At 65.5% G+C, this 14,348-nt stretch carries 12 protein-coding genes; 9 read left to right on the forward strand and 3 right to left on the reverse strand.

Annotated features, from left to right (window positions below; translation table 11 throughout):
• Position 1 precedes the first annotated feature (1 nt).
• From lpdA to AC5L3X_RS29980, 3 genes are read left to right on the forward strand one after another with little or no spacing between them, the layout of a single operon-like run.
• Positions 2 to 1,405: a dihydrolipoyl dehydrogenase gene (gene lpdA / locus AC5L3X_RS29970; protein ID WP_494861391.1), complete on the forward strand. Its 1,404-nt coding sequence runs from the start codon at positions 2 to 4 to the stop codon at positions 1,403 to 1,405.
• Complete coding sequence (locus AC5L3X_RS29975) at positions 1,402 to 2,712, forward strand: acyl-CoA dehydrogenase family protein (RefSeq protein ID WP_494861393.1); 1,311 nt, start codon at positions 1,402 to 1,404, stop codon at positions 2,710 to 2,712. Before lpdA ends, AC5L3X_RS29975 begins: the two co-directional genes overlap by 4 nt.
• Positions 2,709 to 3,827 carry a phosphotransferase family protein gene (locus AC5L3X_RS29980; RefSeq protein WP_494861395.1) on the forward strand — a complete coding sequence of 373 codons (1,119 nt, stop codon included), beginning with the start codon at positions 2,709 to 2,711 and terminating at the stop codon, positions 3,825 to 3,827. Before AC5L3X_RS29975 ends, AC5L3X_RS29980 begins: the two co-directional genes overlap by 4 nt.
• 3 nt (positions 3,828 to 3,830) lie before the next feature.
• Here AC5L3X_RS29980 and AC5L3X_RS29985 read toward each other — a convergent pair whose 3' ends face one another.
• From AC5L3X_RS29985 to ureA, 3 genes are all read right to left on the reverse strand, one after another.
• Positions 3,831 to 4,454: a GntR family transcriptional regulator gene (locus AC5L3X_RS29985; protein ID WP_494861397.1), complete on the reverse strand. Its 624-nt coding sequence runs from the start codon at positions 4,452 to 4,454 to the stop codon at positions 3,831 to 3,833.
• A 212-nt stretch (positions 4,455 to 4,666) separates the two neighbouring features.
• On the reverse strand, positions 4,667 to 6,349 hold the full coding sequence (locus AC5L3X_RS29990; protein WP_494861399.1) for an urease subunit alpha: 1,683 nt from the start codon (positions 6,347 to 6,349) through the stop codon (positions 4,667 to 4,669).
• A gap of 58 nt (positions 6,350 to 6,407) precedes the next feature.
• Positions 6,408 to 7,103, reverse strand: coding sequence for an urease subunit gamma (gene ureA, locus AC5L3X_RS29995; protein WP_494861401.1), 696 nt, complete (start codon positions 7,101 to 7,103; stop codon positions 6,408 to 6,410).
• 174 nt (positions 7,104 to 7,277) lie between these two features.
• On the opposite strand from ureA, the gene AC5L3X_RS30000 reads away from it, so the two are divergent.
• From AC5L3X_RS30000 to AC5L3X_RS30025, 6 genes are all read left to right on the forward strand, one after another.
• Complete coding sequence (locus tag AC5L3X_RS30000) at positions 7,278 to 8,540, forward strand: pyridoxal phosphate-dependent decarboxylase family protein (protein WP_494861403.1); 1,263 nt, start codon at positions 7,278 to 7,280, stop codon at positions 8,538 to 8,540.
• A 79-nt stretch (positions 8,541 to 8,619) separates the two neighbouring features.
• A complete protein-coding gene (locus AC5L3X_RS30005) occupies positions 8,620 to 10,344 on the forward strand; it encodes an ABC transporter substrate-binding protein (RefSeq protein WP_494861405.1) in 1,725 nt (574 codons plus the stop codon).
• 12 nt (positions 10,345 to 10,356) lie between these two features.
• The gene (locus AC5L3X_RS30010) at positions 10,357 to 11,337 is read left to right on the forward strand and encodes an ABC transporter permease (RefSeq protein ID WP_494861407.1); all 981 of its coding nucleotides are present in this window, start codon (positions 10,357 to 10,359) and stop codon (positions 11,335 to 11,337) included.
• Complete coding sequence (locus tag AC5L3X_RS30015; RefSeq protein ID WP_494861409.1) at positions 11,334 to 12,266, forward strand: ABC transporter permease; 933 nt, start codon at positions 11,334 to 11,336, stop codon at positions 12,264 to 12,266. The genes AC5L3X_RS30010 and AC5L3X_RS30015 overlap by 4 nt, the downstream gene beginning before the upstream one ends.
• Positions 12,263 to 13,243 carry an ABC transporter ATP-binding protein gene (locus AC5L3X_RS30020; protein WP_494861411.1) on the forward strand — a complete coding sequence of 327 codons (981 nt, stop codon included), beginning with the start codon at positions 12,263 to 12,265 and terminating at the stop codon, positions 13,241 to 13,243. The genes AC5L3X_RS30015 and AC5L3X_RS30020 overlap by 4 nt, the downstream gene beginning before the upstream one ends.
• Positions 13,243 to 14,295, forward strand: a complete 1,053-nt coding sequence (locus tag AC5L3X_RS30025) for an ABC transporter ATP-binding protein (RefSeq protein WP_494861412.1) — start codon at positions 13,243 to 13,245, stop codon at positions 14,293 to 14,295. Before AC5L3X_RS30020 ends, AC5L3X_RS30025 begins: the two co-directional genes overlap by 1 nt.
• The last annotated feature ends 53 nt before the right edge of the window (positions 14,296 to 14,348 follow it).

Genomic DNA, 14,348 nt, shown 5'->3' on the forward strand with positions numbered 1-14,348 from the left:
TGTGGTTGTCGGAGAGGTCGCTGAGCGCGCCGAGTTCCTGGTGATCGGCGGTGGTGCCGGCGGCTATGTCGCGGCTCTGCGGGCGGCAGAACTTGGCGCAGAGGTCGTCCTGGTCGAGCGACGCGGTGTCCCAGGTCTGGGAGGAGTCTGTCTCCACGAAGGGTGCATCCCGTCCAAAGCGTTGATCGAGTTCGCCCGTCAGGTCGAATGCGTGCATCAGCTCGCAGCCGGCCGGCTCGCTGATTGGCGTCCTGACGTCATCGGGGCGTGGGAGCGGCGAACTGTGGCGTCCGCTCGGCTGGCCGAAGGCATCGCACGGCGGATGAAGGCCCTCAACATCACGATCGTCGATGGAGAGGCCCGCTTCAACAGAAGGAAACGCGTTGCGGTCCAGCAAGGCAACGGAGTCAGCTTCATTGACTTCGAGCGATGCGTCATCGCCACCGGCAGCCGTCCGCGGCGACTGCCCCTCCTGCCGGTCGACGGCGACCGAGTGGTCGACTCCACGGGCGCTCTCGATCTCCGGGTGCTGCCGGGCCGGATGGTCATCGTCGGCGGAGGTTACATCGGACTCGAACTCGGAACAGCCTACGCCAAGCTTGGCGTCCAGGTAACCGTCGTAGAGATCGGTCCGCAGTTGCTTCCAGGCCTCGAAGGTGACCTGGTCCGGCCAGTCAGGAAGGGGCTTCGCAAGCTCGGCGTCGACATCTTGTTGTCGACGCGACCGGTCGAGTTGACCAGCGAGGGTCTGCTCATCGCCGGCGAGGAGGGTGGTCAGCAGGTCATCCCTGCCGACATCGTCGTCGTCACTGCCGGCCGAGTTCCCAATACGGACGATCTCGGGCTCCACATGGCCGATGTCCCGGTAACCGATGATGGGCTCATCGTCGTGGACGCCAAGTGTCTTGTCCGCCCCGGTCTCGCCGCGATCGGCGACGTGACCCCAGGACCCGCATTCGCGCACAGGGCCAGCGCTCAGGCCATCGTGGCCGCGGAGTCGCTCCTCGGGCACCCGACAGAATTTGACAACGCGACAATCCCGAGCGTCATCTTCACTGACCCAGAGATCGCGACAACAGGTCTCACCCTCGATACCGCCCGGTCAATGGGGATCGAGGCGCGGGCTGTCACCGCGAGCTTGAAGGCGTCAGGGCGGGCGTCGGCGCTTGACACCGACGGGTTCGCTCGCCTCGTCATCGACCCTGACCGTGACCTTGTCATCGGCGCACAGGTCGTGAGCCCTCACGCGTCAGACGTCATCAGTGAGCTCACGCTCGCAATCGAACTTGCGGCAAGTCCGTGGGACATCGCGTTGACGGTGCATCCGCACCCGACTTTCAGCGAGTCCTTCCATGAGGCCGCCGTCGCGGCCACGAAGGCACCGACACGTCGGAGGGCTGTATGAGCTGGGATTTTTCCACCGAGCCGGAATTCGAAGCGTCCTTGGAGTGGATGCGCGGGTTCGTACGTGAGCACGTCTTTCCGCTCGAACTGCTCGATCTTGATCGACGCCAGTTGAAGCTCGTCGTATCGCCGTTGCAGGAGGAGGTGAAGGCGCGTGGTCTCTGGGCCGCGCATCTGCCGCCTGAGTTGGGTGGGACCGGTTTCGGGCAGTTGAAGCTCGGTCTGATGCACGAGATCATCGGGGAGTCGCCGTTGGCTCCCTACGTCTTCGGCAACAACGCGCCGGACTCGGGCAACAGCGAGTTGATCGCGTTGGCCATCAGGGAGACGGGTCGCGAAGACCAGGCCGGGCGCTGGCTGAGGCCGCTGTTGTCGGGCGACCTGTCCTCAGCCTTCAGCATGACCGAGCCGCACACGGCCGGGTCGGACCCGCACTTGCTCCAGAGCACGGCGGTTCTCGAGGGTGACAGCTGGGTGATCAACGGCCACAAGTGGTTCACCACGCACGGTTCGAGCGCCGACATCTTGATTGTGATGGCGCTGACGGACCCGGACGCCGCGCGCGGCAAGAGGCACTCCATGATCATTGTGCCCGCGGACACGGAGGGCGTAGAGGTAGTACGTGATATCTCCACCATGGAGCACCCGTCTCCCCATTACGGCACGTTCTGGGCCCATTCCGAGGTGCGGTACAGGGACGTCCGAGTTCCGGCGGACAACCTCCTAGGGCAACGGGGAGCAGGATTCCGGCTGGCGCAGGAGCGGTTGGGGCCGGGGCGCATCCATCACGCGATGCGCTGGCTGGGACAGGCGAACCGGGCGTACCGGATCATGTGCGAGCGGGCCGTAAGCCGGACCGCGCACGGCGGGCTGCTGGCCGACAAGCAGTCGATCCAGAACTGGATCGCGATGAGCAAGGCGGAGATGCACGCCGCTCGGTTGATGACCTTGCATGCCGCGTGGACCATGGATCAGGCCGGTGCATCGAACGCCCGTGTCGAGATCTCTATGATCAAATACTTCGGCGCCCGTGTCCTGCACGATGTCATCGACCGCGCCATCCAGACGTGTGGTTCTCTGGGCTATTCCGCAGACCTGCCGCTTGAAGCGATGTACCGGGCCGCCCGGTCCGCCCGCATCTACGACGGCCCCGACGAGGTGCACATGCAGTCGGTAGCCCGTAGTGAGTTGAAGAGGTTCACGGCATCGGTCTTCCCCCAAGACCACGTGCCAACGCGCCGCGCGAAGGCGGTCGCGCGTTACGGCGACCTGGTTGTCGGCTACCGGGATGAAGCGGCCGGCACGTGAATCTTCGTCCTGAGAACGTGCCGCATGACGGGCCAGGAGTAGCTGGAGAAGCCGAACATGAAGCGGATCTGGCCAGGAACGCCCTGGAGCTGAAGGCACTGCTGGTCGCCGCCGGGCACGGGGTGCCCGGCGCGCTGCGACTCGAACGCATCGAGGCTGGAATTTCGAACGAGACCTACGTGGTCCGAGGAGTCATCGAGCCCCGCGGAGGATCCATCCCAGCCGCGGGCACCTGGGTCTTTCGCCGTCCACCACGGGACCATGTTCTACCGACTGCCCACGACATGGAACGCGAGTTCAGCACGCTGCGGTTTCTGGCTGGACAGCGCTACGCGGCTCCCAAGCCGCTGTTGCTCACCAGCGCTTCCTCGTCCTTGGGTAGTTCCTATGTCATGTCCTGGGAAGCGGGCCGAACCCTTGTGTCCGCGCGAGACACCGCACTGCTCACGCCCGCCGAACGGGCACGGGCCTCCTATGAGTTCATCGGCGCCTTGGCTCGGCTGCACCAGTTGGACGTCACCACCTATCCACGCAGATCACGATCGACGACGCCGTTCGTCGCCCGGCAGCTGTCCTTGTGGCGACGCCAATGGGAGGCCAGCGATCCGCCACCCGGACTGACCCGGGCCTTCGATGATGTAGCCGCCAGGCTCTCACCATGGGCGGAGTCTCGATCGGCGGGGACGGCTGCCGTCCTGGTCCACGGCGACTATCGCCTGGACAACACCATCTTCGACGACGACTTCCAGGTCCGTGCCGTACTGGACTGGGAGTTGGCCACCGTGGGCGACGCGTGGTGCGACCTCGGCTTGCTCCTCGTCTATTGGGCTGAGGCCGCCGACGACGAACGCGCGCGCATCGGCATCGCCGAGGGAGCCACCCAGCACCCAGGCTTTCCCACCCGTCACGAACTCATCGAGTACTACGCGTCCGTCGGCGCCACCCCGCCCGACGATCTTGACCATTACACCGCCGTCGGGTACCTCAAGCTCGCCGCGATCTTTCAAGGAATCCACGCACGACTGCGGATCCGACCTCAGCAGGGTGAACGATTTTCCACCATCGCGGACGCGATCCCACGGCTTCTCTCGCTCGCTGGCCAAGCATGTGGATAGGCGTTATCGGAAGCGACGGAGAATGTGCGCGTTGATTGATCCGATGTGGTCTCGCATTGCTCGCTCGGCTTGAACGGGATCATGGGCTTCGAGGGCGGACAGGATGGCAAGGTGCTGTTCAAACGATTCCTTGTATCTGCTGACATCATTCCCGACCAGTTCCTTGATGCCGCGGTCCACCTGGTTGCGCACCGTGGCCAAGATCTGATCCATCTTGCTGTTGTCCGCCGCCCGCATGATGCTTCCGTGCAGGGTCGAATTCAGCTCCTTCATTGTTGCGATATCCGATGCAGGATCTGTTCCCAGAGACGCCTGCCCCTCATCAAAAGCCTTCCGGATCCCGGCGAGCTCCGTGTCGGAAATTCGGTCGGCGGCGAGCATGGCCAAGTAGCCTTCGACGGCCTCTCGCACCTCCAGGGCCTCCCTTAGCTCCAGGTACGAGAGATAGGGAATGAGATATCCGACGTGCGGAATGGGCAACACCAGGCCCTCGTTCTCCAGCCTGAGGAGCGCCTCCCTGACCGGGGTCTTCGACATCCCCAGCCTTGAGGCCAGTTCCGTCTCCGAAAGCCGGGAACCGGCCGGGAGGTCGGAGAGAATCAACTTGACAAGCCGCTCGTATGCCACGTCGGCAAGTCGCGGTCTCGCAGCACGCCCAGGTGACTGGACCGAACTTTGTCTGGCCATTGAGTGCTCCTTACTAAAACGGGTCAACTCCGCCGAGACCGACGAACGCGCCGCTCTGTGTGCGATATCAGGACAATCCGACACAGGACACGTTCATGTATCGTCGACGCCAAGAATAGATACCGCCAAGATATCACGGAGCTTGCAACGAGTTAGAAGAAGTACAGCCGACTCAAGGACACAGTGTCCGCTGGATCAGAGCCGATGAGCTCACCATCGAGAGTGACCTGGCCGGTGTCTTGTCGCACACGCACCTCGCCGAGGCGGTCGTTGCGGATCATGCTTGCGGGCCCGATGCCTCGAGTGCCGAGGACGGCGACGCGGCGACGCCGGGTGGTCATGACGTCGTTGCCGGCTTGAGCGGCCGCCTGGCTGACGAACGCCACCGACAGGTCTGCCGGCGTGGCGCCGTGCGCGCCGAACTGCGGGCCGAGCACGAGCGGTTCGGCGCGATCGATGGCCGCGTTCGGATCACCGGTCACGCCGTACGCGGGAAATCCCGCCTTGAGCACCAGCTCGGGCTTGGCCGCGAAGTAGGAGGGCTTCCACAGCACGATGTCGGCGAGCATGCCGATCTCCAATGAGCCGACCTCGTGAGCCAGCCCGTGGGCAAGGGCCGGGTTGACGGTGAGTTTGGCGAGGTAGCGCAGGACCCGCTCGTTGTCGTGGCGCGGGTTCTCGGCTCCGAGCTGGGCCTTCATCTTGGCGGCCATCGCGAAGGTCCGCCGCACCGTCTCGCCGGCGCGCCCCATGCCCTGCGCGTCGGAAGAGGTGATCGGGATGACTCCCAGGTCGTGCAGCACGTCTTCCGCGCCCATCGTCCCAGCACGGATGCGATCACGGGCGAGCGCGGCGTCGCCGGGCAACTCGGTGTTGAGCAGATGTACGGCTGCGATCATGTCGAAGTGTTCGGCGACCGAGTCGCGCCCGAAGGGGAGTGTGGGGTTGGTCGAAGAGCCGATGATGTTGGCCTCGCCGGCCAGGCGCAGCACGTTGGGGACGTGCCCACCACCGCACCCCTCGATGTGGAAGGCGTGGATGGTGCGCCCGGCCAGCACCGCGAGGGTGTCCTCCACGCAGAGGGCCTCGTTGAGGCTGTCGGTGTGCAGGGCCACCTGCACGTCATGCTCCTCGGCTACGCGCAGCGCGGTGTCCAGCGCCCGGGGATGCGCGCCCAGGTCCTCGTGCACCTTGAATCCACACGCCCCACCCTGAGCAAGAGCTTCGACGAGGGGCGCGGGATCTGAGGAAGAACCGCGGGCGAGGAAGCCGATGTTCACCGGCCAGGCGTCGAAAGCGTTGAAGGCATGCCGTAGCGCCCAGGGCGAATTGACCCCGACTCCCCAGACCGGGCCGAACTCCTGGCCGATGATCGTGGTGACGCCTGAGGCGAGGGAAGCCTCCATGATCCGCGGTGAGAGCAGATGCACGTGCGTGTCGATCGCGCCCGCGGTGGCGATCAGGCCCTCGCCCGGCACGATCGCCGTTCCGGTGCCCACCACGACGTCCACGCCGCCGAGGGTGTTCGGATTGCCGGCGCGGCCGATCCCGGCGATGCGCCCGTCCCGGATGCCGATCGACGCCTTGCGGACGCCCAGCATCGGGTCGATCAAGACCACGTTGCTGATCACAAGATCGCATGTGGCGTGGACGGGTGCGGCGAGCAGGTGCATCCCGTCCCTCGCGGTCTTGCCGAATCCGACGACGAACTCCTCACCCGGTTCGGAGGCGTCGTGTTCGACCTCGACCACGAGCCCGGTGTCGCCGAGGCGAATCCGGTCGCCGTGCCGCGGTCCGTAGCTGGCGATGTATTCCTCTGGGCTCAGCGGATTCATCGGCGCACCGCCGGAGTCAGGCGCGCCGCCACAACGCAGGGGAGCCGCTTGCCGTTTCTCATGTCCGGTCCCATCCGTTATCCAGGTAGCCCAACGCGCGTGCGCGTCGCAGCGCCCGCTCGGGTGCGCCCGGCGCGTCCAACGGCCCATCGACCAGTCCGGCGAAGCCGATCGCGACCCGTGCGCCGGCGATCGGCGTCAGCGCCACGTCGATCGTCCGGCCCGCGTCGAACCGGATCGTCGACCCGGCAGGCATCGCGGCCCGGAAGCCATAGGCGGCCGCGCGGTCGAAGGACAGCTTCTGGTTGACCTCGAAGAAGTGGAAGTGCGAGCTGACGCTGATCGGCACCGTGGCGGTGTTCGTCACGGTCACGGTCACGGTCCCGCGGAGCACCGGTAGCGGAGCGTCCCCGGCCATGATCGCGCCGGGCGCCTCCTCGGCGAGGCTCACGCTCTGGATCGGTTCGTTGACCACCACCAGGCGGGTGCCGTCGTCGAAAACGGCCTCGACGGCGACCTCGGTGAGCACATCCGCCACGCCGGGTAGCACATCGGCGGCGGTGAGGACGGTGCGGCCGACGCCGACCGCTTCGGCGATCCGGGCGCCATCACGCGCCGCCTCGCACACCGCGTCGGCGATGAGCGCGGTGGCCTCCGGCACGTTCAGCCGAAGCCCGCGTGCACGGCGAGCCCGGGCAAGTTCGGCCGCCGTGAACAGCAGCAGCCGATCACGCTCACTCGGGGTCAAGCGCATAGCGGCCTCCCTCCACCCGCGGCCAACGCCGCGGCCTCGACGGAATCGATTTCTGTAGCAGGCATCTGGTCCTACCTCATCAAGCTCTAGTCCACCAGCGATACTTGTGGCATACTAGCGACGTCGCACCAATATTCTACCTCTCCCGGTGATTACCAGGATCGGAGTTAGCAAATGGTTGATGACCAGAACCTCGCCCCCGTCGCGATAGATCACTTTCCTCCGCTGGGTGCGACCATGGCCGAAGTCGAGGCGATGCTTGACGGCCTTCGCGCACAAGATCCAGACGTACGCCGAGGAAGGTTCGGCATGTTCTCGCTGCGCGGGAATGCCGACATCCAAGATGTGGCGCACCGAGGATACGAACGGTTCTTCAGCTACAACGGTCTATTTGCTCGCATGTTGCCGAGCATCGGCCTGATGCAGCAAGAACTACTGTCCAGTTGGGCCTCTCTGTTGTCCACGACCCCCGAATGCGGCGTGTTGACCTCGGGTGGAACGGACAGCCTTTTCAACGCGGTGCACTCCATACGAGAGTGGGCACGAGAGCATCGACCGGGAGTGGAACCCGAGATAATCGCGCCGTTCTCCGCGCACGCCTCTTTCACGAAGGCGTGCCATTACCTGGGCGTCCGGCTTGTGCGAGTTCCTCTGGATGGGGAGTACCGCGTCGACCTGGAGGCGATGGAGGCCGCCATCACCGACAGCACGGTGGGGCTGATCGCCTCTGCGCCGGCGTGGCCGCATGGCGTGTACGACCCGATCGGCAAGGTCGCGGCGCTGGCAAGAAAACGTGACCTGTGGCTGCACGTCGACGCCTGCGTCGGTGGCTGCCTCACTCCTTTCGTGCGAGAGCTCGGATATGCGGTGCCTGAATTCGCATTCGAGCACGAGGGGGTCTGTTCGGTCAGCCTGGACCTGCACAAGTATGGATACGCACCCAAACCGTGCTCGGCTTTGTTCTACGCCGACGAGGACCGCAGGCGCTACCAAGGATTCGCCACCGAGGAGTGGTCGAACGGTCCGTACAAGACGGATGCCTTCGTCGGATCGCGCCCAGGGGGAGCGGTAGCGGGGGCTTGGGCAGTGATGCGTTTCCTTGGCCATGAGGGATACCTGCGTACGGCTCAGAGAACGATGTCGGTGCGTGATCAGATCCTGGCCGCCATCGAGCAGATCCCCGAACTTCATTCGGTCGGAAGCGAGCTCTCGCTCGTGACGATCGGGTCAGCCGAACTCGACATCAAGGTGGTCGGGCAGGGTCTGGCCAGTCGCGGCTGGTCGCTGTTCGGTGTCAGGCACCCGGAGTTGCTCCACCTGACGTGCGACGCGGTCGATGACGAACTGGTGGCCGAGTTCATCGCCGACCTGGTCGACGTCACCGGTCGCGTCTCAGCCGGAGAACTGAACGAGCGCGGCGATCTCAGATACACCTGACACAACCATCACAAGGTCAGGTTGGAACGACTCGACCTACCAACGAGCGGCAGCAGGCTCAGTGAGTGGAGGCAATCACATGTTTGACGATCGAACAAGGGGCGTCGCGGGAACGGCCTCGCCCGGTGGCGAGGGATTCACTCGCCGAGCACTGCTGTTCAGAATGGGCGTCGGCGGCCTCGCGTTGGCCGGTCTGCCGGCACTGCTCGCGGCGTGCGGTGAAGGATCGGAATCCGGCGAGGCCAAGGACACCTTGCGCATCGGCCTGACCTCCGAGATGGATTCGCTCAACCCCTTCGTGCAACAGAGCGCCGCCGCCGTCATCGCGACGCACCTCATGTTTCCCACGTTGACACGTCAGGAAGGCAGTGAGTTCACCCTCAAACCTGATCTGGCGGAGAGATACGCGGTCAGCGATGACGGCAAGGAGATCACCTTCACGCTCCGTACCAACGGCAAGTGGTCAGATGCCAAGCCGATCACCGCGGAGGATGTCGAGTTCACGATCAACACCCTCGTGCGCCTGAAGAGTTCGGCTGCCGCACTGCTCGCTCAGTACGTCGTGGGGATCACCAAGGCGGTCGCCAAGGATGCCAAGACACTCGTCGTCAGCTACAGCAAGCCGATCGCGAATGCGCTGGCACTGCTCTCCCGCGTGGTGATCCTGCCCAAGCATGTGTGGACGGCCCCGGCAGCCGGGGACGGTGCCGGCCTGAAGAGCTTCACGTTCGACGAGAAGGTCGTGTGCGGCGGGCAGTTCGTCCTGGAGAAGTACACGCCGAAGCAGATCGTGCTGCTCAAAGAGCACCGGGATTGGTACGGCGCCAAGCAGTCGATCACCACCCTCGGTTTCCTGACCTTCGGTTCGCCGGACGCGATGCTCAAAGCGCTGGAGACCAGTCAGATCGACGCGGTGGCTCTGCTTTCGCCCAGCGCGGTGGGGGCCGGCGTGGACAAACTGCGGACCAAGAACATCAAGGTCGAGCAAGCGCCCGGGTTCGTCATGAACAACCTGTACTTCAACGTCAATCCCAAGAAGACGAAACATCGGGAACTGCTCGACCCGAGGGTACGGAAGGCGTTGTCGCTGGCGATCGATCGCGAACGCATCGTGAAGGTGGTGCTGTTCGCGATGGGCCGGCCGGGCAGCTCGCTCGTCTACCCGGCAATGGGGGACTGGCATGACTCCAGCATCACGCCCGACCCCTTCGATGTCGCGGCGGCGAACAAAATCTTGGACGACCTCGGCTACAAGCGTGGGCCTGACGGAATTCGGGTCGCCGACTCGGAGCCGATGTCGTACACCGTCAACCTCGCCAGCGGCCTCGCAGGTGGCAGCCGGATCGTGCAGATCATCAGCAGCGGCTGGGAGCAGGTCGGTGTGAAGGTGACCTCCCGCGCACTGGACGCGAGCGCGATGATCGATGCCATCAGCGCACCCGATGGCAAGTACCTCACCAACGATGTGGCCGTCTGGGGATTCTTACCCGCCTCCCCGGACCCGTCGGCGGTGCTCGATCACTTCGTGACGGATTCGATCGGCGGCTTCAACAACTGTCATTACAGCGATCCCGAGTATGACCGTCTCTACGTCGAGCAGAACGCCACGCTGGACGCGGCGGCTCGCCGGGAGATGGTTTACCGGATGCAGCGCATGTTCTTCGATGCCCGCGCGATGCTGGCCCTGTGCTATGTCGATGCGCTCTCCGCCTCGGGCTCGAAGTTCACCGGCTATCACATGTCTGGCTTCGGGCCGTTCAACGCGATCTCGCGCGATCAGTTCACTGACATCCGCCCAGCCTAGGTGTTGGCACCAGTGACGAACATAGGCAGCGCGATCGTACGCCGCATCCTGAGTGCGGCGGTGCTGGTCTGGGCAGCGATCACGTTCAACTTCTTCCTCTTCCGTCTGGCCCCTGGAAACCCCACCGCGCAACTCAGCCGCGTCCCGCAAGGCAGCGTTGCCCTCCAGGAGCAGCTCAATCGCGAGTTCGGGCTCGATCGCCCGATCCTCGTGCAATATTTCCGCTATCTGGAACAGCTGGGCCAAGGCAACCTGGGTGTCTCCTTCGTCAACAAGCAGCCGGTCCGCGGCAACCTCGTGGACGCCATCGGGAACACGTTGCCGATGGTCATGCTCGGAGTTCTGTTGGCGATCGTCATCGGCATCACGCTTGGCGTCCTGGCCGGCGCGCACCGCGGCGGGCCGCTGGACCATGCCTCGGTCGGGTTCGCCACGTTCATGTACTCGCTACCGGCACAGTGGATAGGGCTGGTTCTGTTGTTCCTGCTGTCGGGCTGGTTGCCCGCCGGGGGGATGACCGACGAATTCCTCATCGACCCCTCGCTGGGCGAGCGGATCGCCGATGTCGCAGTTCATATGATCCTTCCCTCACTGACCATGGCTCTGGTCATGTTCGGCCAGTACGTGCTCGTCACGCGCTCGTCGGTGGTCGAGACACTGAGTGACGACTATGTCCTCACCGCGAGAGCCAAAGGCTTCGGTGCGGGATACGTCGTTCGCCGTCACGTCCTCCGCAACGCGCTGTTGCCGACCGTCGCCCTGATCGGGCTCTCGGTGGGTGCGATGGTCGGCGGCGCGATCCTGGTCGAGGTGGTCTTCTCGTGGCCCGGGATCGGACGCACGATCTACGACTCCATCGTCGCGCGTGACTATCCGATGATGCAGGGAGCATTCCTCGTGTTCACCGTCTCGGTCGTGCTTTCCAACTTGCTGGCCGATGCCACGTACGGACTTCTTGACCCGAGGGTGCGCAGGATGGGAGGGGCACGGTGACCGAGAGCCATGGTGCCCGCACGGCGCGCGGCGCACGGCGCGGGGAGGCGCTCTGGCGCGGAGCGCGGCGAAACCCGGGCTTCGCCCTCGGGCTAGCGGTGTTGCTCGCGCTGGGAGTGATCGCCACCCTGGCACCGCTGATCTTCCCGGCCGGGTCGGGCCTCCAGGTGGGGGAATCGTACGCCGCCCCGTCGAGTGAGCACCTGCTGGGCCTGGACGACGGTGGTGCCGACGTGTTGGCCGAGCTGACCTGGGGTGCGCGGATCTCTCTTCTGGTCGGCGTCTGCGCGGGGGCCATCACGGTCCTGGTCGGCGGCCTGGTCGGTCTCCTGAGTGGTTACTTCGGCGGTTGGCTCGAGCAGATGCTGATGAGGGTCACCGACTTCTTCCTCGTGATCCCGGTTCTTCCGGTGATGATCATCATCGCGGCGCTGTACGGTACCCACCTGGTCAACACCATTCTCATCATCGGGTTGTTGTCGTGGCAGAGCACCGCGCGGGTCGTGCGGGCACAAGCCAAAAGTGTTCGTGAGCGCTTGTTCGTCCGGCGAGCGCGAGCGATGGGCTCCAGCCACGCACGGACGCTCATACGACACGTGCTGCCGCAGGTCGGCCCGTTGCTCGCGGCGAGCACCGCGCTTGCCATCGGACACGCGATCTTCTTCGAGGCCGCGCTCCGCTTCTTGGGGCTGGCCGACAGCAACACCACCTCGTGGGGTCAGATGATCGCCGACGCGTTCCAGCGTGGAGCGACGAACGCGGGAGCCTGGTGGGTGTTGCTGCCCCCGGGCCTGGCCATCGGGCTGGTGGTGCTCATGACGACAGTGCTGGGAAGACGGCTCGAACAGCACATGAATCCGCGGCTAGAAGTGTCCCATCTGGGTCTGCGGTCGTTCCGCAGGCAGCACGCTGCAGGGAGATCACGGTGACTGCGCCTTGCTTGGAGGTCAGAGGTCTGAACGTCCGGCTGCGTTCCGGGGGGCGTGACCTGCACTTGGTCAGGGACGTTTCCTTCACAGTGCAGAGCGGCGAACGGTTCGGCCTGATCGGTGAGTCCGGCTGTGGCAAGACGACGACGCTCATGGCACTCATGGGACTCCTGTCCGACCGGGCTTCGGTGGCCGGCGACGTTCTGGTCGACGGGGTGGACATCCTGGGGGACGGGGAGCGGAGCGTTCGTGCGCATCGCTGGCGGGATATCGCTGTCGTGTTCCAGAGTGCGATGAACGCCCTCAACCCCGTCCAAACGGTCGGCCGGCAGATTGCCGAGGCCGCGGGCCGGATGGTCGGTGAATCCGAGGTGCCCGTGAAGCGCCGCGTCTCAGACGTACTCGAGCTTGTGGGCCTCCGCGCAGATGTCGCCGGACGCTATCCACATGAGCTGTCCGGCGGCATGCGCCAGCGCGTGGCGATCGCCATGGCGGTGGTGTGCCAACCCCGGGTGTTGCTGGCCGACGAGCCGACGACGGCGCTCGACGTGATCGTGCAGGCACAGGTGCTCACGGCTCTCGAACGCGCCTGCGCGGAGCTCGGTGCGGCACTCGTCCTCGTGTCGCACGATATGGGCGTGATCGGGGAGGTCTGTGACCGGGCCGCGGTGATGTACGCCGGTGAGGTGGTCGAGACCGCGGAGATCGACACCCTGTACCACGACCCCGCGCATCCGTACACCCAGCTCTTGATCGCGGCGAGCCCCAGCCTCGCCCATCGCGACCGGGAACTCGTGTCGATCGCGGGAACTCCTCCTGCGGCCGGTGGCGCGGTCCCCGGCTGCGGCTTCGTGGCTCGATGTCCGCGCCACTTCGCCCCCTGCGCCTCCTCGGCTCCGCATTTCTGGCCCGTCGGTTCCGGTATGCAACGAGCTCGCTGTCATCTGTACGACTCGGCCTCCAAGGTCCGGCCATGATGACCAGGACCCCAGCGCTTGAGATCGACGAGCTGGCCGTGCGATACGGGGCCAAGCAGGTCGTGGACGGGTTCTCCATGACGGTCCGCAGCGGTGAGCTGGTGGCCGTGGTCGGCGAGTCGGGCTGCGGGAAGACCTCGACCGCACTCGCAGCCGTGGGACTCGTCAAACCTGCGGCCGGCACGGTGAGGGTGGCCGGCGCCGACCTGGTCCAGGCTCGCGGGCGCAGCCGCCGTGAGATCCTCCGCTCGATCCAACTGATCTGTCAAGATCCCTACGAGGCCCTGGACCCGCGTTGCACGGTCGGCGAGGTGGTGGCCGAACCCCTGCTCGTCCACCGAGTCGGCGGAGGCGCGCGGGCCCGGCGCGCTCTGGTGATCGAGGCCCTGGCACGTGCCGGGATCCCGAACGCCGAGACGTACTTGGACCGCTACCCGCACGAACTGTCGGGCGGCCAGCTGCAACGGGTGGCGATCGCGGCGGCGATCGTCCTTCATCCGCTGGTACTGATCGCCGACGAGCCGGTGTCGATGCTCGATGTGTCTCTGCGCGCCGGAGTGCTCCACCTGTTCGCGGACCTCCGCGACGCCGGCCTGGCGATCCTGATGATCACCCATGACCTCGTCACCGCTGCGCATTACGCGGATCGCGTCGCGGTCATGTACGCCGGGAGGCTCGTGGAGGAAGGCAGTCCCGAGGCGGTTCTCCGTTCGCCGACGCACCCCTACACCCGAGCTCTGCTGGCGGCGGTGCCGAACCCGGACCGGTCACGGGACGTGGCTCGTCCGATCCTTCCAGGGGAGCCGCCGGACCTTCTCGACCTCCCTTCGGGCTGTCGCTTCCGCCCGCGGTGTCCGCTGGCACAGGAATCCTGCGCGCGGACGGATCCGGCGCTCGAGACGCTGACCCCGGACCGGGGCGCGGACGCTCACCGGGTGGCCTGCATCCGTGCTTTCGAGCCGGGCCACGCTCCGCCGGGTGACGTGGGGCTCACGCGGGCCGGATCGTCGGCCGAGGCGACCATCGCCAAGGACGGCAGCAAGCCTGACTAGGTCCGCCGTCTCCTGTCGTCGGAGGCACCACACCCACTGCCGGCCACGAGAAC

This window comes from Nonomuraea sp. CX421, assembly GCF_059358955.1.